Origin of the sequence: Pseudomonas sp. NPDC089554 (assembly GCF_050280645.1) — a bacterium.
Taxonomy (GTDB): domain Bacteria; phylum Pseudomonadota; class Gammaproteobacteria; order Pseudomonadales; family Pseudomonadaceae; genus Aquipseudomonas.
On the sequence record NZ_JBNNVR010000020.1, the window covers coordinates 50061 to 72296 of the forward strand.

Genomic DNA, 22236 nt, shown 5'->3' on the forward strand with positions numbered 1-22236 from the left:
CTTGCCTCAAGGTTTGGTGATTGGCGCCAAGCGCTCCAGCGCCTGGTTCAACGCCAGCACATTGACCACCGGCGGGCCGATCAATGGGCGCAGGGTGGCGTCATTCACCAGCGCTTGCAAGCGCTCTTGTGGCACCTGCCGCGCCGCCGCCACACGTGGCAGCTGGTAGGCAATGGCCTCGGGCGACAGGTGCGGGTCCAGGCCGCTGCCGGAGGTGGTCAGCAACACCAGCGGCACCGGGCCTTGGCTGGCCTGGTACAGCGCATCGGCGTCGGTCTTGACCCGCTCGGCCAGCGCCGGGTTGCTCGGCGCCAGGTTGCTGGCGCCACTGGCCACGGTGGCGAAGGCGCCGGCCGACGGGCGCGACTGGAACCAGCCCTCGCCCTTGAATTCCTGGGCGATCAACGCCGAGCCACGCACCTGGCCCTTATCGTCATGCACCAGGCTGCCATTGGCCTGCTCGGGGAAGGCGACCTGGGCGATACCGGTCACCGCCAGGGGGTAAAGCGCGCCGGTGACCACGGTCATCAGCAGGACCAGGCTCAGGGCCGGGCGTAAAAAGGTGCTCATGTCAGTCTCCTTCAAACCAGTTGCAGCGCGTTGAGCAGCATGTCGATCAGCTTGATCCCGGCGAACGGCACCAGGATGCCGCCCAGCCCGTAGATCAGCAGGTTGCGGCGCAGCAGGTGCGCAGCGCTCGCCGCCTGGACGCGCACACCGCGCAGGGCCAGAGGAATCAGCACGATGATGATCAGCGCGTTGAACACGATCGCCGCGAGGATCGCGCTCTGCGGGCTGGCCAGCCCCATCAGGTTGAGCACACCCAGTTGCGGGTAGATCGCGGCGAACAGCGCCGGCAGGATGGCGAAGTACTTGGCCACGTCGTTGGCAATCGAGAAGGTGGTCAGCGCGCCACGGGTCACCAGCAGTTCCTTGCCCACCTGCACCACGTCCAGCAGCTTGGTCGGGTCGCTGTCGAGGTCGACCATGTTGGCCGCTTCGCGCGCGGCCTGGGTGCCGTCGTTCATGGCCATGCCGACATCGGCCTGGGCCAGGGCCGGGGCATCGTTGGCGCCGTCACCGCACATGGCCACCAGACGGCCGTCGTTCTGCTCCTGGCGAATGCGCGCCAGTTTCTTCTCTGGGGTGGCTTCGGCGAGTACGTCGTCCACGCCCGCCTCGGCGGCGATGGCGGCAGCGGTCAGCGGGTTGTCGCCGGTAACCATCACGGTACGGATACCCAGCTTGCGCAGCTCGGCGAAGCGCTCGCGGATACCGGGCTTGACCACGTCCTTGAGGTGGATCACGCCGAGCAGGCGATGGTCGACGCACACCAGCAGCGGAGTGCCGCCGCTCTGCGCGATACGCTCCACTTCACGGGCCAGCGGCGCAGGCATTTCCAGGCGTTGCATGCCGACGAAATCCAGCACCGCATCGACGGCGCCCTTGCGGTAGCGGTGCTGCATGAAGTCGATACCCGACAGGCGCGTCTCGGCGCTGAAGGCGATCGGGGTGAACTGCTCGGCTGCTGGTTCGCTGAAGTCGTGCAACTGGCGCAGGTACTCGACCACCGACTTGCCCTCGGCGGTGTCGTCGGCCAAGGAGGCGAACAACGCGCCCTCGCCCAGCTCGCGGGCAGTGATGCCGGGCGCGGCATGCAGGGCACTGCAACGGCGGTTGCCGAAGGTGATGGTGCCGGTCTTGTCGAGCATCAACGTGTGCACGTCACCGGCAGCCTCCACTGCGCGGCCGGAGCGGGCGATGACGTTCAGGCGCACCAGGCGGTCCATGCCGGCGATGCCGATGGCCGACAACAGGCCACCGATGGTGGTGGGGATCAGCGTCACCAACAGAGCGGCCAGGAAGATCAGCGGCAGGCTGCCACCGGCGAAGTGGGCGAACGGCTGCAGGGTCACCACCACGATCAGGAAGATCAGGGTCAGGCCGATCAGCAGGATGTCCAGGGCGATCTCGTTGGGGGTTTTCTGCCGCTTGGCGCCTTCGACCAGGGCGATCATGCGGTCCAGGGTCGACTCGCCGGGGTTGCTGGTGATGCGGATCAGCAGCCAGTCGGACACCAGGCGGGTGTTGCCGGTGACCGCCGAGCGGTCGCCACCGGACTCGCGGATCACCGGCGCGGACTCACCGGTAATGGCCGCCTCGTTGACCGCTGCAATGCCCTCGAGCACCTCGCCGTCGCCGGGGATCAGCTCGCCGGCCACCACCTTGACCACGTCGTCCTTGCGCAGGGCGCTGGCGGCGACGGTCTCGAAGTTGCCATTGGCCAGGCGACGCTTGGCGGTCAGGCCCTGGCTGCCGGCCTTGAGGCTGTCGGCGCGGGCTTTGCCACGGCCTTCGGCCAGGGCTTCGGCGAAGTTGGCGAACAGCACGGTGAACCACAGCCACAGGGCGATCTGCACGGCAACGCCGGTGCTTACGCCGCTATCGGGGAACAGGCACAGCACGGTGGTGAGCACGGCGGTCAGGGCGACCACCAACATCACCGGCGAGCGCTTGAGCTGGCGCGGGTCGAGCTTGACGAAGGCCTGCACCAGGGCCGGGCGCCAGAGCGCGGAGAAGTGGGTCTGGGCCACGGCGCGCGAGGCTTTCACTTCAGGAAGGGGCATGTTCATGGTTGGATCCTCAGAAACCCAGGCTCAGCTGTTCGGCAATCGGCCCAAGGGCCAGGGTCGGCAAGAAGGTCAGGCCACCGACCAGCAGGATGGTCACCAGCAGCAAGGTGGTGAACAACGGGCCGTGGGTGGGGAAGCTGTTCAGGCCTTGCGGCGCGCTTTTCTTCGCCGCCAGGCTACCGGCCAGGGCCAATACCGGCAGGATGTAGCCGAAGCGCCCGATGAACATGGCAAGGCCGATCATCACGTTGTGGAACGGGGTGTTGGCGCCGAAGCCACCGAAGGCCGAGCCGTTGTTGGCGGTGCCCGAGGTGTAGGCGTACAGCAGTTGGCTGAAGCCGTGCGGGCCGGGGTTGCTCACCGAACCGGCCGGGCCGGGAAGGCTTGCGGCAATGGCGCCGAGCACCAATACACCGACCGGCATCACCAGCAGGGTCGCCACCAGCAATTGCACTTCGCGGGCTTGCAGTTTCTTGCCCAGGTACTCCGGGGTGCGGCCAATCATCAGCCCGGCCAGGAATACAGCAATCAGCACGAACAGCAACATGCCGTAGAGCCCTGCACCGACGCCGCCGAAGATCACCTCGCCGACCATCATGTTGACCAGCGCCACCATGCCGGTGAGCGGGTTGAGGCTGTCATGCATGGCGTTGACCGAGCCGTTGGAGGCAGCGGTGGTGGTAACTGCCCAGAGGACGCTGCCGGTGGTGCCGAAGCGGCTTTCCTTGCCTTCCATGGGCGCGGCCTGCTGCACCTGGGCGCTTTCCAGCAGCGGGTTGGCCTGGTGCTCGGACCACAGCGCAGTGGCGCCGCCGATCAGGAACAGGCCGAACATGCAGGCCAGGATCGCGCGGCTCTGGCGCAGGTCCTTGACGTAGTGGCCGAAGGTGAACACCAGCGCCACCGGGATCAGGATGATCGAGACCAGCTCGAACAGGTTGCTCCAGGCGGTGGGGTTCTCGAATGGGTGCGCCGAGTTCAGGCCGAAGAAGCCGCCGCCGTTGGTGCCCAGTTGCTTGATGGCGATCTGGCTAGCGGCCGGGCCCAGCGGGATGGTCTGGTCGGTGCCTTGCAGGGTGACGGCGCCGACGTATTCGGCGAAGGTCTGCGGCACGCCCTGCCAGACCAGCAGCAGCGCCAGCAGCAGGCACAACGGCAGCAGGCCGTAGAGGGTGGCGCGGGTCATGTCGACCCAGAAGTTGCCAAGGCTATGGGTCGAGCGTCGGGCGATGCCCCGGCACAAGGCGACCAGCACGGCCAGGCCGGTGGCGGCGCTGACGAAGTTCTGCACGTTCAGGCCGGCCATCTGGCTCAGGTAGCTGAGCGACGCTTCGCCGCTGTAGGCCTGCCAGTTGGTGTTGGTGACGAAGCTGATGGCGGTGTTGAAGGCCAGCGACCACTCAAGGCCAGGCAGCTGTTGCGGGTTGAGCGGCAAGTGGCCTTGCAGCAACAACAGGCCGAACAGCAGGATGAAACCGACCAGGTTGAAGGCCAGCAAGGCCAGGGCGTACTGCTTCCAGTTCTGCTCCTGGTCGGCACGCACGCCTGCCACGCGGTAGCAGCCACGCTCCACGGGGCCGAGAATCGGCGACAGCCAGGTGCGCTGGCCTTCCATCACCTTGTAGTAGAAGCGACCGAGAAAAGGGGCAGGTATGAGTACCAGGGCCAGGAAACCCAGCAGCAAGGCGAAATCGTAACTGTGCATGGCCACTCCCTAGCTGCGATCGGCGCGCAGCAGCGCCACCAGCAGGTAAATGGACAACGCCACTGCCAGCAGCAGTGACACCCCGTCGAGCATGTTCATCTGTGAATCTCCCCGAATGGCGGCGGTTGGCCGCTTTGGGGAAATTGTCGGAGGGAGGGGCGTAAAGGGGCGAGGTAGAGGGGTGGGTCAGGGCATAAAGAATGCGTAAAGATCGGGGTTTTCCGGGGGTTGTACCGACCTATTCGCGGGCAAGCCCGCTCCTACAGGTACTGCACCGTCTGTAGGAGCGGGCTTGCCCGCGAAGAGGCCGGCACTGACAACAGAAAACTAGGCCTGGGTGCCCTGCCCAGCTTGACGGCTCCAGTCCAGCAGCAGGCTATACCCCACCGCCAACAAGGTCGGCCCGATGAACAGCCCGATGAAGCCAAAGGCGATCAACCCGCCGAACACCCCGAGCAGCACGATCACCAGCGGCAAGTTGCCGCCACGGCTGATCAGGTAGGGCTTGAGCACGTTGTCCACGCCGCTGATGACGAAGGTGCCCCAGATGCCGAGGAACACCGCCATGCCGTACTCGCCCTGCCACACCAGCCAGCCGGTGGCCGGTATCCACGCCAGCGGCGGGCCCATGGGAATCAGGCTGAGCATGAAGGTGACCAGGCCCAGCACGATCGCCCCCGGCACCCCGGCGATCAGGAAGCCGATCAGCGCCAGCAGGCCTTGGGCGGCGGCGGTGCCGATCACGCCGTTGACCACCCGCTGCACAGTGCCGGCGACCAGGTCGATGTAGTAGTCGGCGCGCTCGCCCACCAGGCGTTGCAGCAGACGCTGCACGAAGGCCGCCAGGCGTGGGCCATCGCGATAGAAGAAGAACACGAAGACGATGCTCAGGGTGAGCTCCAGCACGCCGCTGCCGATCTGCGCGCTGCGCGCCAGGAACCAGTTGCCGACCTGGCCGAAGTACGGCTTGATCGTGGCGATCAGTGCCGCGCCCTGCTGGTCGAGAGACTCCCACCAGCTCACCAGGCGCTCGCCAACGAAGGGTATGCCGCGTACCCATTCCGGCGCGTCGGGCAGGCCGTCGACCTGCACGTCACGCACGAAATTGGTGGCATCGCGGATATGGTCGGCGAGGTTGAAGCCCAGCCACACCAGCGGCAGGGCGACGACAAGAATCCACAGGGTGGTGAGGATGCTCGCGGCCAGGGTCTCGCGCCCGCCCAGCCAACGTGTCAGCAAGCGCATCAACGGCCAGCTGGCGAAGGCCAGGATCGCGCCCCACAGCAAGGCGGAGATGAACGGAGCCATCACCCACAAGCCAGCGCCCAATAGCGCCAGCAGCAGGATCTGCACCAACAGGCGGTCATTGCTGGCCATGGAGGCCCTCTTTCTAGCGGATCAATTCCAGGTGCAAGCCATCGGTCGGCGCCGTGCCGACCTCCAGCCGGGCGCTGCGCACGCCGGCATTGACCAGTTGCTCGCGCCAGGCTTCAGCCTCGGCACCGCTGAGGCTGGCGCGCAAGGTACTGTCGAGGTTCAGGCTGCGTGCCAGCAGCGTGACCCAGGCCGCTTGCGGGCTGCCCAGGTCAGGGTAGTCGAGCTTGCCGGTGTCGCGCATTTCGCGCAGCACGGTGGCGGCGGTGGGCAGCAGGTCACCCAGCGGGCTGCCGGCAACGAACTCCTCGACGTGCAGGTAGGCGCGGCGGTTGCCGCGGGTAACGCTGTACAGGGCAACCAGGGTGTCGGCCTCCTCGGCCGAGCGACGCAGCAGGAGGAAGGCCTGCTGTTCGTCACCACCATTGAGACGGGCGTTATTGAACACCTCGTTGCCCCACAGGCTAGCTTCGCCACAGTCACGACCCTGGCACCAGAACAACGGGTAGCCGCCGTCTTTCTGCAACTGTTCACGGGCACTGGTGAAGGCTTCGCGGGCGGTGCGTTCGGCGGGCAACTCGTAAGTGATGGAGCTGACCTGGCCACGGCTTTCGACTTTGTCCTCGACCCGCAGGCGGCCGCTGATCTTGCGCAAGGGGCCCATCGGGTAGACCCGTTCCTGCTCGACGGCGGGGCGTTGGTCGACCACTTTGCCATCTACTGGCACCGGCAGGCTGCCGGCGAACGCAAAGCTACTGGCGAAGGCGATGCAGGCGATGCCGCCGCGAAGGAAAAACGGCGCGCTCATCGGCCAACCTGGCGGCAGGTGCCGCAATGAAGGCAGTGGGTGTCTGGCATATACATGGTTGTCTCCCTGTTCAACCCGCCAAGCCTCGACACTTGTCCGGTGCAAGTCAAGAAAAGCCAAAGAAGCGATTGAAACAGTCTGCGACAAGGATCGCGCCCTGCTCATCGTTCAGGTGCAGATGATGGCCACCGGACAAGGTCACCTGCTCGAAGGGTAGCTGCTCCAGCAGCGTCGTGTGGCGCGCCAGCATGCCATCGGCAGCCACCACCAGGCAGGCCGGGCATTCAATGCGCTTGACGAAGGCCATGGCCTGGGCCTCGTTCAGGCGCGTGGGCGATGGCAAGGTCAGGCGGCTGTCGCTGCGCCAACTGAAACCACCGGGCACTGGCATCAGGCCGCGCTGGGCCAATAGTTCCGCAGCTTCGCGGCTGACCGCGACCATGCCTTTCATGCGCGCCTGCACGCCCTCCTCCAGGCTCGTGTACACCGACTTGCGCTTGCCATCGAGCCGCAGTTGCGCCTGCAGGGCCATGCCCAAACGCTCGGCGGTGTCCTGCTCGGTGAGGGTGGGAGGTACGACACCATCGATCAACGCCAGGTGGCTGACCCGTTCCGGCAAGGCACCCGCAAGCTGCACCGAGATGATCGCGCCCAACGAATGCCCGAGCAGCGCGAAGCGCTCCCAACCCAGTTGCTCGGCGACCCGCAGCACATCGTGGGCGTAATCGGCCAGGTAATAGCTGGCGCCCGGCGGGCGGTGCTGCGAATAACCATGCCCGGCCAAGTCCAGGGCGACGATGCGCAGTCCAGGTAGCTTCGGCGCCAGGCGAGCAAAGCTGTTGGCGTTGTCGAGCCAGCCATGCAGGGCGATCACCGGCAGGCCATCGGCGGGGCCGAACAGGTGCGCGGCCAGCTCGATATGTCCCAGGGCCAGGCGAACCTCTTCGACCTGGGCGCTCATGCCGGCGCGCCCCAGCGGTCGAACAGGCCCTTGATCAGGCTGGCGGTGTCGCTGGGCCGCTCCAACGGGAACATATGCCCGCCCGGCACGCTGTGGTACTCGCCCTGGGGCATGCTGCGCACCGCCAGGGCGTGGTGCCGGCGGATCACCCGGCTACGGTCGCCGCGCACCATTGCCAGCGGCACCTGCAACTGCCGCGCCGGTGCCGGGCTGACATGCGGCAGGCTGCGGTAGATGCTGATTTCGGTGATCGGGTCGAAGCTCAGGCGCAGGCCTTGGTCAGCCGGTTGCAGGCCGTGCTCCAGGTAGGCTTCGAGGCAGTCGGGGTCGAAATGGCGGAACAAGGTCTTGCCGGTGAAATACTGGCGGGCGCTGTCACGGTCGGGAAATGCCTCGCGTCGCCCCAACGTACGCCCGGCGGGGGTGATGCGGTCGATGAAGCCCAGGCGCTTGGCGGTGCGGATGAACCATTGGTCGGCGCGGGTCAGCACGGGCGAGTCGAGCATCACTACGCCCCGGTAGTACTGCGGGCAGCGCAAGGCGGCATGCAGGTGCAACACACCGCCCAGGGAGTGGCCAACGCCCCACACCGGGCCGTCCTGCTGGGCCAGGTGGTGCAGCAGCTCGTCGACCAGGTTCTGCCAGTTGTCGTCCACCGGAAAACGTGGGTCGTGGGCGTGCTGGGCCAGGTGGCGCACCTGGTAGTCCGGCGCCAGGGCTGCGAACAGCTTGGCGTAGGTGGCCGAAGGAAAGCCATTGGCATGGGCGAAGAAGATCTGCTGCGACATGGCCGCCTGGTCCACTCGAAGGATGATGGCCTATTGTCGGCAAGGGGGCTGGCGACGGCAACGTTCGGATAGGTCATCGCCAAGGGCGATCAGGTCATCGCGCCATCACTGCCCCTGCTCGAGGCCGCTCAGTCGGGATGACGCAACGCACGCAAGGTCATCAGCCCGGCCAGCGGCCAGTCGCCTTCCAGCTCGGCCAGGCTGGCGGTGCTCATCGGCGCCGACTGCTGGCCGTGGCCGTGTTCGAGCATGCCCACCAGCGTCCCCACCAAAGGCTGGTGGCTGACCAGCAGCACATGCTCGAGGCCCAACCGCTCAAGCTCGGCGATGGCCTGCTGCACGTCGCTGTCCGGCGTCAGCCAGGGCACCGTGCGCACCTGCTCGCCGAAGCCCAAGGTGTCGTGCACCAGGGCGGCGGTCTGCTGCGCACGTACATAGGGGCTGGCGATGATCGCCTGCAACGGCTGGCCCAGCAGGTGCGCGGCGCGGCGCAATACCTGCTCGCGGCCATGGGCGGTCAGGCGACGCTCAGCGTCGGTATTGGCCCGCGGCTCCGCCTCGCCGTGGCGCAGCACCCACAGCTTCACAGCTTGGGTTCCTCGTCACGCGCCGGGTGCGGCGCCGGTGCGACGGCATGGGGCGCCTCGCCTTCCGGGGCACGAGGAGTCGGCCAGTCGGCGAAGGGCCAGGGCTTCTGGTCGCTGTGGAAGCTGCCGAAGCGGCCGATCTGGGCCAGGAACTGGCTGAGACTGTCGCCGAAGTTCATCAGGCTGGCGCTGGGGGCGCCGTAGATCAGCCGGTAGATCAGTTGCACCAGCACCAGGCCGCCCAACAGCAGCTCGGCGAGTTGCCAGACCACCAGGAACACCAGCATCCACAGGACCCGCAGGATGATCGACTCGCGCTGGGCGCGTTCGGGGGAATCGTTCATGTATCGCTCCTTGCTCTTGTCAAAGCCGCTGACGGCTCAGTTGAAACCGCTGGTGGAGATGAAATCGACATCGGTCTTGGGTTCGGCACGCATCAGGTGCTCGATCACCTGCGCCAGGGTACGGCCCTCGAACAGAATGGCATGCAAACCCGCCACCAACGGCATGTACACATTCACCTCCTGGGACTTGGCCTTGAGCACCTTGAGCGTATTCACGCCCTCGGCCACCTCGCCCAGGCGGTTGACCGCCTCGTCCAGCGACAAGCCCTGGCCCAGTGCGTGGCCGACCTGGTAGTTGCGGCTCTTGGGCGAGGAGCAGGTGACGATCAGGTCGCCCACCCCGGCCAGGCCCAGGAAGGTCATGGGGTTGGCCCCCAGGCTCACGGCGAAGCGAGTCATTTCGGCCAGGGCACGGGTAATCAGCATGCTCTTGGTGTTCTCGCCCATCTCCAGTGCCACCGCCATGCCGGCGATGATCGCGTAGACGTTCTTCAGTGCCCCGCCCAGCTCGACGCCGAAGCGATCGGCGCTGGCGTAGACCCGGAAGGTACGCCCATGCAGCACGTCCTGCACACGCTGGCACAGCTGCTCATCCTCACTCGCGACCACCGTGGCGGTCAGCGCATGCTCAGCGATCTCGCGCGCCAGGTTCGGCCCGGACAGCACGCCAATACGTGCCTGCGGGGCGATCTCTTCGAGGATCTGGCTCATCAGCTTGAAGGTCTGAGCCTCGATGCCCTTGGTCAGGCTGACCAGGCACTTGCCGCGCAGCAGCTCGGCATGGGGCGCCAGCACGCTGCGCAAGGCGCTGGACGGCAGGGCGACGAAGACCAGCTCGCAGGCCTGCAAGGTGGCCAGCAGGTCATTGACCGGCTCCACCCCATCCTGCAAGCGAATGCCCTTGAGGTAGCGCGGGTTCTCGCGGTTGACGCGCATCGACTCGGCCTGGGCCGGGTCACGCATCCACTGGCGTACCGGGTTGCCGTTTTCCGCCAGCAAGTTCGCCACGGCGGTGCCGAAGCTGCCGCCTCCCAGAACTGCAACAGGTTGCTGTTCAGTCATATCCGATCCATTAAAGCCATAAGTGAAAGTGGCGACCGAGGCATTATAAAGGCAAGCCACAAGCCTCAAGCTAGAAGAAAACCACGATACACATCAGCTTTTGCTTATGACTTCAAGCTTGCAGCTTGCAGCTTGGAAAAGGTCGGTTAACATGCCTGATTCATTCCTGAAACAAGGCCGTACCGTGCTCCCAGGCCCGCCCCCCTTCCCTCGCCTGCTTTTGCTGACAGCCTTGGTCGGCAGCCCGGTGCTGGCCGAAGACCTGTTCATCGACAACCAGGACCTACCTCAGGTTCTGACCGCGACACGCCTGAAACAATCCCCAGCCGCAGTGCCGGGCAGCATGACCGTGCTCGACAGCGAGCTGATCCGCGCCAGCGGTGCCCGCGACATTCCCGACCTGCTGCGCCTGGTGCCGGGGATGATGATCGGCTACGGCGCGGGCAACCAGCCGACGGTCAACTACCACGGCGGCAACGTCAGCGATGCGCGGCGCATGCAGGTGCTGATCGACGGCCGCTCGGTGTACCGCGCCGGCCTCGCCACGGTGGACTGGAGCGACATTCCGGTGGCCATCGAAGACATCGAGCGCATCGAGGTGTTTCGCGGCCCCAACACCGTCAGCTACGGCGCCAACGCGCTGATGGCAGTGGTCAACATCCTGACGCGCAGCCCCGCCGACAGCCATGGCACGCGGCTGAAGATCACCCGTGGCCAGGATGGCATCAACGATTTCTACGCCAGCCAAGGCTTCGGCTGGGAGACCGGCGACCTGCGCCTGTCGCTGTCGGGCCAGCAGGACGATGGTTTCGATGAGAACCAGTTCGGCGAACACTACCGCGACAGCCGCCGCCTGAACCGCATCAACCTCAGCGCCAGCCATACCCTGGCACCGGACCAGACCCTGGAATGGCAGCTGGCGGCCAAGGAAGGCAGCAACCAGCGGCCCTACACCTACGAGCCGGTGTTCCCCTTCGTCACCCAGCGCGGCCAGGACGCCGACGTCAACGCCAAGGACTACGCGGGCTCGGTGCGCTGGAACATCGACTTCAACCCCGAGCACAGCCTGTATGTGCAAGGCTCGGCCCAGCACTTCGACCGCCAGCAGGTGTGGCGCGCCTGCGATGCAGCCCTGGCGTTCAGCCCGGAGCTGACGCAGCTGTGGCAGTTGAACCCGAACTTCGCGGAACGGGTGGCGCGCAATGCCAACAACCCGCCCAGCAGCAGTAACCCGGTCGAGCAAGGCCTGGTCGATGCCATTCGCGACCAGTGGAACAACCAGGGCGGCAGCAACGTGGTGTGCGGCGATGTCGACCAGAGCACCCGCGAAACCCGTTTCGACCTGGAAATCCAGGACACTTTGAGCCTGACCGACAGCTTGCGCCTGGTCAGCGGCATGAACTACCGCTACGACAGGGCCGACTCGCAGACCTACTTCGACGGTAGCCTCGACGACCAGACCTGGCGATTGTTCGGCCAGCTGGAGTGGCGCGCCGACGAGCACTGGATCCTCCAGGGCGGGGCGATGTTCGAGGACTCGCACCTGACCGGCAGCTCGCTGACGCCACGGGTGGCGGTGAATTACCTGATCACCCCGCGCCACGGCCTGCGCGCGGTCTACTCCGAAGCCGTGCGCTCGCCGGACATGTTCGAGAACAATGTCAACTGGAGCTACACGGTCAGAAACCTCAGCCCCAGCGCCTTCGGCCAGCGCAACGGCGAATACTTCGTCAAGACCCGCGGCCCTGGCAACCTCGACCAGGAGCGCATGCGCTCGCGCGAACTGGGCTACAACGGCTACTTCGCCGACCTCGACCTGAGCGTGGACGTGAAACTGTTCTACGACGAGATCAGCGGCATGATCAGCGAGCCGCTGCGCAACAACCAGTACATCGCCAGCAACGCCAACAAGTCGCGCTTCAGCGGCACCGAGACCCAGCTGGACTGGCGCCTCAGCATGCGCGACCGGCTGCGCCTGACCTACGCCTATGTCGATGCCTGGGCCAGCAACCCCAACGATCGCCGCCTCAGCGCACGCAACAGCGGCTCGGCCGGCTGGCTGCGCGAGTGGGGCCAAGGTTGGTCCAGCGGGCTGTTCTACTACGGCGACGATGCCCTCAACAGCTACCGCTACGAGCGTATCGACCTGCGGGTGGCCAAGCGCTTCCGGGTGCAGGGCAGCAACCTGGAGCTGGCCGCATTATGGCAGCAACGCCTGGATGAAGAGCCCACCACCCTGGAGCAGAACCGCTACGACAGCCGCCACCGGCTGAGCGTCAGTGCGGAGCTTGAGTTCTGATGCGGCTGCTGCGACTTCTACTGCTGTGCCTCTGGCCACTGGGCTCACTGTCGGCCAGCGAGATCGTGCTGGTCGGTGGCGACGACCAGCCCGGCGTGCGTAGCTTCGTCGCAGCCCTGGAAGGGCGTCGACCCCATGACCAGGTGCGCTTCCAGACCGTCGCGCAAATGCCACGCCCCAGCCAGCTGAAAGCCGACGTGCGACTGGTGCTGCTGGACAGCGCCGCGCTGGAGTGGCGCATGCTCGAAGCCGCCGGGCCGCCTGCGCTGGCCTTGCGGGTGAGCCGGGTGCAAGCCGAGCAGCGCCTGGGAAAGTCGCGCCCAGGTTACCTGAGCCTGCTCTGGAGTGACCCACCGTTGGCCCGGCAATTGCGCCTGGCCCATTATCTGTTGCCGCAAGCCAAGCGGGTCGGCGTGCTGTATGGCGAGCACAGCCAGTTCCTGATAGAAGAACTGCGCCAGGCGGCGCGCCCGCTGAACCTGGAGATCGTCGCCCAGCCCTGGTTCGACCTGCGTGACAGCCGCCCGCTGCAGAACCTGCTGGCCAGCAGCGATGTGCTGCTGGGCATCGACGACCCCGAACTCTACAACTCCAAGACCGCCAAGAACGTGCTGCTGAGCAGCTACGGCCGGCAGATGGCGCTGATCGGCCCGAACGCAGGGTTCGTCCGCGCCGGCGCCTTGGCCAGCACCTACAGCGACCAGGAGCACTGGCTGGCGGTCCTCGATCAATTGCTCGAGCAGCCGCCCGCGCGCTGGCCCCGCAGCCTGTACCCCTCGCACTATGGCGTCAGCGGCAACCAGCAGGTGGCGCGCGCCCTGGGCCTTGAAACCATCGACCCGCAAGCCGCTGCCCAGGCCCTGGCCGAAGGAGAGCCCACCCCATGAGCAAGCGCCTGAGCTGGGACATCCACACCCGCACCCAGATCATCAGCCTCGGCCCTGCCCTGCTGCTGACGTTGCTGCTGATCAGCTTCTTCACCTTCGTTCGTATCCAGGACTTGCGCCAAGAGCTCAACCACACCGGGCAACTGATCGCCAACCAACTGGCCCCCGCCTCCGAATACGGGGTGATCTCGGGTAACAACGAAGTGCTCGAAGGCCTGATGCGCGCCACCTTGAGCATTCCCCACGTGCGCTTCCTGGAAGTGCAGGACAGCCGCAACCACATCCTGGTGTATGTCGAGCAAACCAGCGAAGCCTTCAACCGCGCACAGCGCGTGGAGGTGTTCCAGGCGCCGATCCGGCTGCAACAGATCCGCCTGGACAGCGACTTCCTGCAAGAAGGCAAGGCCCTGCCGAGCATCGGCGATGACTACCTGGGCCGGGTGATCGTCGGCATGTCCGATGACGCCTTCAGCCAGCGCCAGCAGGAAATCGTGGTCAAGGCTGGCGTACTGGCGCTGTTCGCCCTGCTGTTCACCTTCCTGCTTGCCCGTCGCCTGGCGCGCAGCCTGTCCAAGCCGATCAGCGATATGAGCCATGCGGTGGAAGCGATCCAGCAGGGCGAGTTCAACGCCCCGCTGCCGGTGGTGGACGACAGCGAGCTGGGTCACCTGGCGCGGCACATCAATAACCTGGCCAGCGCCCTGGACCAAGCCAGCAACGAGCAGCAGCAGGCCATCGCGCAATTGATCCAGGCACGCGAGGAAGCCGAGCAGGCCAACGGCGCGAAGTCCGACTTCCTGGCGATGATGAGCCATGAGCTGCGCACCCCGATGAATGGCGTGCTGGGAATGCTGCAGCTACTGGAAACCACCCGCCTGACCCACGAGCAGGCCGAGTACACCTCGGTGGCCAGCGAGTCCACCGGGCACCTGCTCAAGGTCATCAACGACATCCTTGATTTCTCGCGTATCGAACGCACCAGCCTGGAGCTGGAGCACATCGATTTCGCCCTGTCCGAACTGGTCTCCAGCAGTGTCCAATCGTTCCAGCACAGCGCCCAGCAACGTGGCCTGGAGCTGCGCCTGCAACTGCCGGCGGGCATCGACCAGCTGCGCGTGAGTGGCGACCCGACGCGGATCCGGCAGATCCTGCTGAACCTGGTGGGCAATGCCTTGAAGTTCACCGAGCGTGGCCAAGTGGAGGTCGAAGTACGCTGGCAACCGCTCGATCACCAGCGCATCACCTTTAGCTGTGCAGTGCGCGATACCGGCATCGGCATCGACAACGAGCGCCTGGAAACGATGTTCGTGGCCTTCCAGCAGGCCGACAGTTCTATTTCCAGACGTTACGGCGGCACTGGCCTGGGCTTGTCGATCGCCCGTACCCTGGCCGAGCGCATGGGAGGCCAACTGCATGCCGAAAGCCGCATGGGCATGGGTTCGACCTTCACCCTGGAAGTACCGCTGGCGTTGGCCAGCAAACGGCTCGCAAACCACGTGGAAACCCTTGACGACAGCCTGCCCGCCGGCGAAGGACGCCGCATCCTGCTGGTAGAGGACAACCCGGTGAACCAGAGCGTGATCGAAGCCATGCTGCGTAGCCTGGGCTTCGAGGTCGGGGTGGCGGTGGACGGTGGCCAGGCCGTGGAACTGGTGAGCCAGCAGCCGTTCGCTGCCGTCCTGATGGATTGCCGCCTACCACTGATGGACGGCTACGAGGCGACCCGGCGCATCCGCCTGCTGCCAGAGACCAGCCAGCTGCCGATCATCGCCTTGACCGCGAACGCGTTGCAGGGCGACCGCGAACGTTGCCTGGCCGCCGGCATGAACGACTACCTGAGCAAACCCTTCAAGCGCACCGACCTGCAACGTATCCTGCAACGCTGGCTGCCCGGGCGGACAGCCGCGACTGGCGATAAATGCTAAAGTGCGGCAGTCTTAAAGACTGGACAGGACCGCCGTTGGCCCTGAAAATAACATTTCAGTGCACACCTGTACTTCTTTTGCCGGGTGTACTGTGACTTTCACCACAACGCAATAGTCTATCTGTAGGCTGCCGCCCGGTAGTGAAGCACATCGGGCCGGACGGGAAGATTCATCCCCTGCCACAGGGGGTTATTGAGGAGCTCGCATGACCAAACAAAACGCCTTTACTCGGGAAGACCTGCTGCGCTGCAGTCGCGGTGAGCTGTTCGGCCCAGGTAATGCGCAACTGCCCGCCCCGAACATGCTGATGGTCGATCGGATCACCCACATCAGCGAAGAAGGTGGCAAACACCAAGCTGGGCATGGTCAAGACCGACCACATCCTGTTCATCGCCTCCGGCGCGTTCCACCTGAGCAAGCCAAGCGACCTGGTGCCCGAGCTTCAAGGCCGTCTGCCGATTCGCGTAGAGCTCAAGGCGCTGACCCCGGAAGACTTCGAGCGCATCCTCACCGAGCCGCACGCTTCGCTGACCGAGCAGTACCGCGAGTTGCTCAAGACCGAAGGCCTGAACATCGAGTTCGACGCCGAGGGCATCAAGCGCTTGGCCGAGATCGCCTTCCAGGTCAACGAGAAGACCGAGAACATCGGTGCTCGTCGCCTGCACACCCTGCTCGAGCGCCTGCTCGAAGAGGTATCGTTCAGTGCGGGTGACCTGGCCAGCGCCCATGACGAAGCGCCGATTCGTATCGACGCGGCCTATGTGAACAGCCACCTGGGTGAGCTGGCGCAGAACGAAGACCTGTCGCGCTACATCCTGTAAAAAAGGCGGTGCCTTCTTCGCGGGCAAGCCCGCTCCTACAGGTTACGCAGATCCCTGTAGGAGCGGGCTTGCCCGCGAACACCGGCGCAGCCGGTGCCATCCACCGCCGAGGCCCCTTGAATCCCAACGGCACAAACGGGAAGCTAGCACCACCCGCTGCCGAGAGATTCCCCCATGGCCCGCCTGCCCACCGCCATCAACCTGCACAAAGCCTCCAAAACCCTCAGCCTCACCTACGCCCCCGGCGAGGTCTACCAGCTGCCCGCCGAATTCCTGCGGGTGCACTCCCCCTCCGCCGAGGTCCAGGGCCACGGCAACCCCATCCTGCAATTCGGCAAGATCAACGTCGGCCTCAGCGGCCTGGAGCCGGCCGGCCAATATGCACTGAAATTGACCTTCGACGACGGCCATGACAGCGGACTGTTCACCTGGGAGTACCTCGAGCAGCTGTGCCTGCGCCAGGAGCAGCTGTGGGCCGAATACCTCGATGAATTGCACAAGGCCGGAAAATCCCGCGACCCGTCCGAGTCGGTGGTTAAACTGATGCTCTAGCTCAAGGCTCCTACGCTTTAGAGCGCATTTTCTAATCTCATCTGCTTGAATGCCTTCTTGACAGCCCATGAAGGGTTGTCTTGCGCATTACATGAAAGTCGGGTAACCAATGGAGCTGGCAAGCTCCCTGCATCGTTTGCTGTGTTGCATGAACGTGCGGGGGCCAGGCCGGTATGTAGAGGTCGCGAGGATCCGCAGGCTGTCTTCACGCGCAGGTAACCCGCAGCTCATCGCCGAATGCATCCGGCCCGCAACCGCTGTTCGTTATCACTGGTCACCCGAGCAGCAGTACCGGGCAGTCGTCTGTGTACCCGCCACAGCCTCCCGGTACTCGTCTCAGGACAACGGAGCGTCGTAGATGAGTAATAAGAACAACGATGAGCTGCAGCGGCAGGCCTCGGAAAACACCCTGGGCCTGAACCCGGTCATCGGTATCCGCCGCAAGGACCTGCTGAGTTCGGCACGTACCGTGCTGCGCCAGGCAGTCCGGCAGCCGCTGCACAGCGCCAAGCACGTGGCGCATTTCGGCCTGGAACTGAAGAACGTCTTGCTGGGCAAGTCTGCCCTGCTGCCCGAAGGCGACGACCGGCGTTTCAACGACCCGGCCTGGAGCCAGAACCCCCTTTACCGTCGCTACCTGCAGACCTACCTGGCGTGGCGCAAGGAACTCAACGACTGGATCGCCGAGAGCGACCTGTCGCCCCAGGACATCAGCCGCGGCCAGTTCGTCATCAACCTGATGACCGAAGCCATGGCACCCACCAACACCCTGGCCAACCCGCAAGCGGTCAAGCGCTTCTTCGAGACCGGCGGCAAGAGCCTGCTCGACGGGCTGTCCAACTTGGCCAAGGACATGGTCAACAATGGCGGCATGCCCAGCCAGGTGAACATGGACGCCTTCGAGGTCGGCAAGAACCTCGGCACCAGCGAAGGCGCGGTGGTGTTTCGCAACGACGTGCTGGAGTTGATCCAGTACCGCCCGATCACCGAGCAGGTGCACGCCCGCCCACTGCTGGTGGTGCCACCGCAGATCAACAAGTTCTACGTGTTCGACCTCAGCCCAGAGAAGAGCCTGGCGCGCTTCTGCCTGCGCTCCAACCAGCAGACCTTCATCATCAGCTGGCGCAACCCCACCAAGGCCCAGCGCGAATGGGGCCTGTCGACCTACATCGACGCGCTCAAGGAAGCGGTGGACGCGGTGCTGGCGATTACCGGCGCGAAAGACCTGAACATGCTCGGCGCCTGCTCCGGCGGCATCACCTGCACCGCGCTGCTGGGCCACTACGCGGCAATCGGCGAAACCAAGGTCAACGCCCTGACCTTGCTGGTGAGCGTGCTCGACACCACAGTGGACACCCAGGTGGCGCTGTTCGTCGACGAACAGACCCTGGAAGCGGCCAAGCGTCACTCCTACCAGTCCGGCGTGCTGGAAGGCAGCGACATGGCCAAGGTGTTCGCCTGGATGCGCCCCAACGACCTGATCTGGAACTACTGGGTCAACAACTACCTGCTCGGCAACGAGCCGCCGATCTTCGACATCCTGTTCTGGAACAACGACACCACGCGCCTGCCGGCGGCCTTCCACGGCGACCTGATCGAGATGTTCAAGAACAACCCGCTGACCCGCTCCGATGCCCTGGAAGTGTGCGGCACGCCGATCGACCTGAAGAAGGTGCAGTGCGACATCTACAGCGTCGCCGGCACCGCCGACCACATCACCCCGTGGCAGTCGTGCTACCGCTCGGCGCACCTGTTCGGCGGCAAGATCGAGTTCGTGCTGTCCAACAGCGGGCATATCCAGAGCATCCTCAACCCGCCGGGCAACCCCAAGGCACGCTTCCTCACCGGCGAAGATCGCCCTGACGACCCGTTGGCCTGGCAGGAAAACGCGGTCAAGCACGCCGACTCCTGGTGGCTGCACTGGCAGACCTGGCTGGCCGAACGCGCCGGCGAGCTGAAGAAGGCGCCGACGCGCCTGGGCAACCGCGCCTTCGCCGCCGGGGAAGCGGCGCCCGGCACCTACGTCCACGAACGCTGAGCCCAACCGCCGTGGCCGCCCCAGGTGACCACGGCGCATTCTCAACCCTAGAGTCCCGTGCATGTCGCAACCGTATATCTTCAGGACCGTAGAGCTGGACAACCAGTCCATCCGCACGGCCGTCCGCCCCGGCAAGCCGCACATGACGCCGCTGCTGATCTTCAACGGCATCGGCGCCAACCTCGAACTGGTGTTCCCGTTCATCGAGGCGCTGGACCCGGACCTGGAAGTCATCGCGTTCGACGTGCCCGGTGTCGGCGGCTCGTCCACACCCAGCCGCCCCTACCGCTTCTCCGGGCTGGCCAAGCTCACCGCACGCATGCTCGACTACCTGGACTACGGCCAGGTCAGTGTGATCGGCGTGTCCTGGGGCGGGGCGCTGGCCCAGCAGTTCGCCCATGACTACCCCGAGCGCTGCAAGAAGCTGGTGCTGGCCGCCACGGCGGCGGGGGCCGTCATGGTGCCGGGCAAGCCCAAGGTGCTATGGATGATGGCCAGCCCGCGCCGCTATGTGCAGCCCTCCCATGTCATCCGCATCGCCCCGCTGATCTATGGCGGTGGCTTTCGTCGCGACCCGGAGCTGGCCATGCACCACGCTGCCAAGGTGCGCTCCGGTGGCAAGGCGGGTTACTACTGGCAGCTGTTCGCGGGCCTGGGCTGGACCAGCATCCATTGGCTGCACAAGATCAGCCAGCCGACCCTGGTGCTGGCCGGCGACGACGACCCGCTGATTCCGCTGATCAACATGCGCCTGCTGGCTTGGCGAATTCCCAACGCACAGCTACACATAATCGACGACGGCCACCTGTTTCTGATCACCCGAGCCGAGGCCGTCGCCCCGATCATCATGAAATTCCTCCAGCAGGAGCGCCAACGCGCGGTGATGCACCCGCGTCCGGCTTCCGGCGGTTGAGGCTGCGGTTGCTTTGCATTTTCCGAGGGGCACGAGGCCCCTGTGGAAGCGGGCTTGTCGGATCGCCGCAGCACCGCGAAGAGCACACCGCAAAACGTGGAACGACGAGGGAGTGTTGCCATGAAAGACAAACCGGAAAAAGGGAAGGCATCGCCCCCCGCCACCAGCATGAACGTGCAGAACGCCATGACTGGCCTGCGCGGCCGCGACCTGGTCTCGACCCTGCGCCAGGTCGGCCGCATTGGCCTGCGCAACCCGCTGCACACCGCGCACCACCTGCTGGCCCTCGGCGGCCAGCTGGGCCGTGTGCTGCTCGGCGACACCCCGAACCAGCCGAACCCGCGCGACGCCCGCTTCAGCGATCCCACCTGGAGCCAGAACCCGTTCTACCGACGCGGCCTGCAAGCCTACCTGGCCTGGCAGAAGCAGACCCGCCAGTGGATCGAGGAAAGCTCGCTGGGCGACGACGACCGCGCCCGCGCGCACTTCCTGTTCAACCTGCTCAACGACGCGGTGTCGCCCAGCAATACGCTGCTCAACCCGATGGCGGTCAAGGAACTGCTCAACACCGGCGGCCTGAGCCTTGTGCGCGGGCTGGCGCACCTGGTCGACGACCTGCGCCACAACGACGGCCTGCCCCGGCAGGTGGACGAGCGCGCCTTCGAGGTCGGCGGCAACCTGGCCACTACCCCCGGCGCGGTGGTGTTTCGCAACGATTTGCTGGAGCTGATCCAGTACAAGCCGATGAGCGAGAAGCAGTACTCGCGCCCGCTGCTGGTGGTGCCACCGCAGATCAACAAGTTCTACATCTTCGACCTGGGCCCAACCAACAGCTTCGTCCAGTACATGCTCAAGAACGGCCTGCAAGTGTTCATGGTGAGCTGGCGCAACCCCGACCCACGCCACCGCGAATGGGGCCTGTCGAGCTACGTGCAGGCCCTGGAAGAAGCCCTCAACGCCTGCCGCAGCATCAGCGGCAACCGCGACCCGAACCTGATGGGCGCCTGCGCCGGCGGCCTGACCATGGCCGCGCTGCAAGGCCACTTGCAGGCCAAGCGCCAGTTGAACCGAGTGCGCAGCGCCACCTACCTGGTGAGCCTGCTCGACAGCCAGTTCGAAAGCCCCGCCAGCCTGTTCGCCGACGAGCAAACCATCGAGGCCGCCAAGCGCCGCTCCTACCAGCGCGGCGTACTGGACGGCGGCGAGGTGGCGCGGATTTTTGCCTGGATGCGCCCCAACGACCTGATCTGGAACTACTGGGTCAACAACTATCTGCTCGGCAAGAACCCGCCGGCTTTCGACATCCTCTACTGGAACGCCGACAACACCCGCCTGCCGGCGGCGCTGCACGGCGACCTGCTGGACTTCTTCAAGCTCAACCCGCTCACCCACCCCGAAGGCCTCGAGGTGTGCGGCACGCCGATCGACCTCAAGCAGGTAACTGTCGACAGCTTCACCGTGGCCGGCAGCAACGACCACATCACCCCCTGGGACGCGGTGTATCGCTCGGCCTTGCTGCTCGGTGGCGAGCGGCGTTTCGTGCTGTCGCACAGCGGGCATATCCAGAGCATCATCAACCCGCCCGGCAACCCCAAGGCCTACTACCTGGAGAACCCCAAGATGTCGGGCGACCCACGGGCCTGGTTCTATGACGCGCAACGCAGCGACGGCAGTTGGTGGCCGCAGTGGGTGGAGTGGATCGGCCAGCGCTCCGGCAGCCTGAAGGCGCCACGCGCCACGTTGGGCAATGCCGCCTACCCCGTGCTCGGCCCGTCGCCCGGTACCTACGTGCTGGCGCGCTGAGCCGATGAAGACCCGCGACCGCATCCTGGCCTGCGCCCAGCAGTTGTTCAACGCCCAGGGCGAGCCGAATGTCTCGACCCTGGAAATCGCCAATGAACTGGGCATCAGCCCCGGCAACCTGTACTACCACTTCCACGGCAAGGAGCCGCTGGTGCTGGGTTTGTTCGAGCGCTTCGAGGAAGAGCTGATGCCGCTGCTCGACCCACCCCTCGAGGTGCGCCTGGATGCCGAGGACTATTGGCTGTTCCTGCACCTGATCGTCGAGCGCATGGCGCAATACCGTTTCCTGTTCCAGGACCTGTCGAACCTGGCCGGCAGGCTGCCGAAGCTGGCCCGCGGCATGCGCAACCTGATCAACGCGCTCAAGCGCACGCTGGCGGCCTTGCTGGCAAGCCTGAAGGCGCAGGGGTTGCTGGTGAGCGAAATGCAGGCACTGGGGCAGTTGGTGGAGCAGATCACCCTGACCTTGCTGTTTTCACTGGATTACCAGCGGGTGATCGGGCGCGAGGGTGATGTGGGGATCGTGGTGTACCAGGTGATGATGCTGGTGGCGCCGCACCTTCAGCAGCCTGCGCGCAAGGCGGCGGAGCAGCTGGCGGGGAAATACCTGGAAGCCTGATTTCGGCTGTACCAAAGCATTCGCGGGCAAGCCCGCTCCTACAGGGACCGTGATGAACCAGTAGGAGCGGGCATGCCCCCGAAAAGGGCGCCCCGGAAAAATGGATTATTATCCCGT

At 65.3% G+C, this 22236-nt stretch carries 19 protein-coding genes and 2 pseudogenes; 10 read left to right on the plus strand and 11 right to left on the minus strand.

Annotated elements, in window-relative coordinates:
- Positions 1 to 6: 6 nt before the first annotated feature.
- The 11 genes from kdpC to ACQKPE_RS09025 all read right to left on the minus strand — a co-directional run bounded on the left by kdpC (position 7) and on the right by ACQKPE_RS09025 (position 10262).
- Positions 7 to 570: a potassium-transporting ATPase subunit KdpC gene (kdpC, locus tag ACQKPE_RS08975; RefSeq protein ID WP_427665052.1), complete on the minus strand. Its 564-nt coding sequence runs from the start codon at positions 568 to 570 to the stop codon at positions 7 to 9.
- An 11-nt stretch (positions 571 to 581) separates the two neighbouring features.
- Entirely contained in the window at positions 582 to 2633 is a 2052-nt protein-coding gene (kdpB, locus tag ACQKPE_RS08980) for a potassium-transporting ATPase subunit KdpB (RefSeq protein ID WP_427665054.1), read from the minus strand.
- Between the two features lie 10 nt (positions 2634 to 2643).
- Entirely contained in the window at positions 2644 to 4338 is a 1695-nt protein-coding gene (kdpA, locus tag ACQKPE_RS08985) for a potassium-transporting ATPase subunit KdpA (protein ID WP_427665056.1), read from the minus strand.
- A 9-nt stretch (positions 4339 to 4347) separates the two neighbouring features.
- A complete protein-coding gene (gene kdpF / locus ACQKPE_RS08990) occupies positions 4348 to 4437 on the minus strand; it encodes a K(+)-transporting ATPase subunit F (protein WP_082421007.1) in 90 nt (29 codons plus the stop codon).
- 228 nt (positions 4438 to 4665) lie between these two features.
- Entirely contained in the window at positions 4666 to 5715 is a 1050-nt protein-coding gene (locus ACQKPE_RS08995; protein WP_427665058.1) for an AI-2E family transporter, read from the minus strand.
- Positions 5716 to 5728: 13 nt separating this feature from the next.
- Positions 5729 to 6520, minus strand: a complete 792-nt coding sequence (locus tag ACQKPE_RS09000) for a DUF4892 domain-containing protein (protein ID WP_427665060.1) — start codon at positions 6518 to 6520, stop codon at positions 5729 to 5731.
- A gap of 106 nt (positions 6521 to 6626) precedes the next feature.
- Positions 6627 to 7481 (minus strand): alpha/beta hydrolase, encoded by an 855-nt coding sequence (locus ACQKPE_RS09005; protein WP_427665062.1) that lies wholly within the window; start codon positions 7479 to 7481, stop codon positions 6627 to 6629.
- Complete coding sequence (locus ACQKPE_RS09010) at positions 7478 to 8269, minus strand: alpha/beta fold hydrolase (RefSeq protein WP_427665064.1); 792 nt, start codon at positions 8267 to 8269, stop codon at positions 7478 to 7480. Before ACQKPE_RS09010 ends, ACQKPE_RS09005 begins: the two co-directional genes overlap by 4 nt.
- Positions 8270 to 8397: 128 nt before the next feature.
- Positions 8398 to 8856 (minus strand): phosphohistidine phosphatase SixA, encoded by a 459-nt coding sequence (gene sixA / locus ACQKPE_RS09015; protein ID WP_427665065.1) that lies wholly within the window; start codon positions 8854 to 8856, stop codon positions 8398 to 8400.
- On the minus strand, positions 8853 to 9200 hold the full coding sequence (locus ACQKPE_RS09020) for a DUF4389 domain-containing protein (RefSeq protein ID WP_427665067.1): 348 nt from the start codon (positions 9198 to 9200) through the stop codon (positions 8853 to 8855). Before ACQKPE_RS09020 ends, sixA begins: the two co-directional genes overlap by 4 nt.
- Before the next feature lie 36 nt (positions 9201 to 9236).
- Positions 9237 to 10262, minus strand: coding sequence for an NAD(P)H-dependent glycerol-3-phosphate dehydrogenase (locus ACQKPE_RS09025; protein WP_427665069.1), 1026 nt, complete (start codon positions 10260 to 10262; stop codon positions 9237 to 9239).
- Between the two features lie 151 nt (positions 10263 to 10413).
- Between ACQKPE_RS09025 and ACQKPE_RS09030 the strand changes: the two genes are divergently transcribed.
- The 10 genes and pseudogenes from ACQKPE_RS09030 to ACQKPE_RS09075 all read left to right on the plus strand — a co-directional run bounded on the left by ACQKPE_RS09030 (position 10414) and on the right by ACQKPE_RS09075 (position 22119).
- Positions 10414 to 12561 carry a TonB-dependent receptor plug domain-containing protein gene (locus ACQKPE_RS09030; RefSeq protein WP_427665070.1) on the plus strand — a complete coding sequence of 716 codons (2148 nt, stop codon included), beginning with the start codon at positions 10414 to 10416 and terminating at the stop codon, positions 12559 to 12561.
- The gene (locus tag ACQKPE_RS09035; protein WP_427665083.1) at positions 12558 to 13448 is read left to right on the plus strand and encodes an ABC transporter substrate-binding protein; all 891 of its coding nucleotides are present in this window, start codon (positions 12558 to 12560) and stop codon (positions 13446 to 13448) included. Before ACQKPE_RS09030 ends, ACQKPE_RS09035 begins: the two co-directional genes overlap by 4 nt.
- On the plus strand, positions 13445 to 15373 hold the full coding sequence (locus tag ACQKPE_RS09040; protein ID WP_427665072.1) for an ATP-binding protein: 1929 nt from the start codon (positions 13445 to 13447) through the stop codon (positions 15371 to 15373). The genes ACQKPE_RS09035 and ACQKPE_RS09040 overlap by 4 nt, the downstream gene beginning before the upstream one ends.
- Before the next feature lie 205 nt (positions 15374 to 15578).
- Positions 15579 to 15734 (plus strand): annotated as a pseudogene (locus tag ACQKPE_RS09045) (beta-hydroxydecanoyl-ACP dehydratase); the annotation flags it as partial.
- A pseudogene (gene hslU / locus ACQKPE_RS09050) lies at positions 15721 to 16194 on the plus strand (HslU--HslV peptidase ATPase subunit); the annotation flags it as partial. The pseudogenes ACQKPE_RS09045 and hslU, both read left to right, overlap by 14 nt.
- 174 nt (positions 16195 to 16368) lie before the next feature.
- On the plus strand, positions 16369 to 16746 hold the full coding sequence (locus tag ACQKPE_RS09055) for a gamma-butyrobetaine hydroxylase-like domain-containing protein (RefSeq protein WP_427665074.1): 378 nt from the start codon (positions 16369 to 16371) through the stop codon (positions 16744 to 16746).
- Positions 16747 to 17104: 358 nt separating this feature from the next.
- Positions 17105 to 18784, plus strand: coding sequence for a class II poly(R)-hydroxyalkanoic acid synthase (gene phaC, locus ACQKPE_RS09060; RefSeq protein WP_427665076.1), 1680 nt, complete (start codon positions 17105 to 17107; stop codon positions 18782 to 18784).
- Between the two features lie 61 nt (positions 18785 to 18845).
- Positions 18846 to 19697 (plus strand): poly(3-hydroxyalkanoate) depolymerase, encoded by an 852-nt coding sequence (gene phaZ / locus ACQKPE_RS09065; RefSeq protein WP_427665078.1) that lies wholly within the window; start codon positions 18846 to 18848, stop codon positions 19695 to 19697.
- 120 nt (positions 19698 to 19817) lie between these two features.
- A complete protein-coding gene (phaC, locus tag ACQKPE_RS09070) occupies positions 19818 to 21500 on the plus strand; it encodes a class II poly(R)-hydroxyalkanoic acid synthase (protein ID WP_427665080.1) in 1683 nt (560 codons plus the stop codon).
- A 4-nt stretch (positions 21501 to 21504) separates the two neighbouring features.
- Entirely contained in the window at positions 21505 to 22119 is a 615-nt protein-coding gene (locus tag ACQKPE_RS09075; protein WP_427665082.1) for a TetR/AcrR family transcriptional regulator, read from the plus strand.
- Positions 22120 to 22236 lie beyond the last annotated feature (117 nt).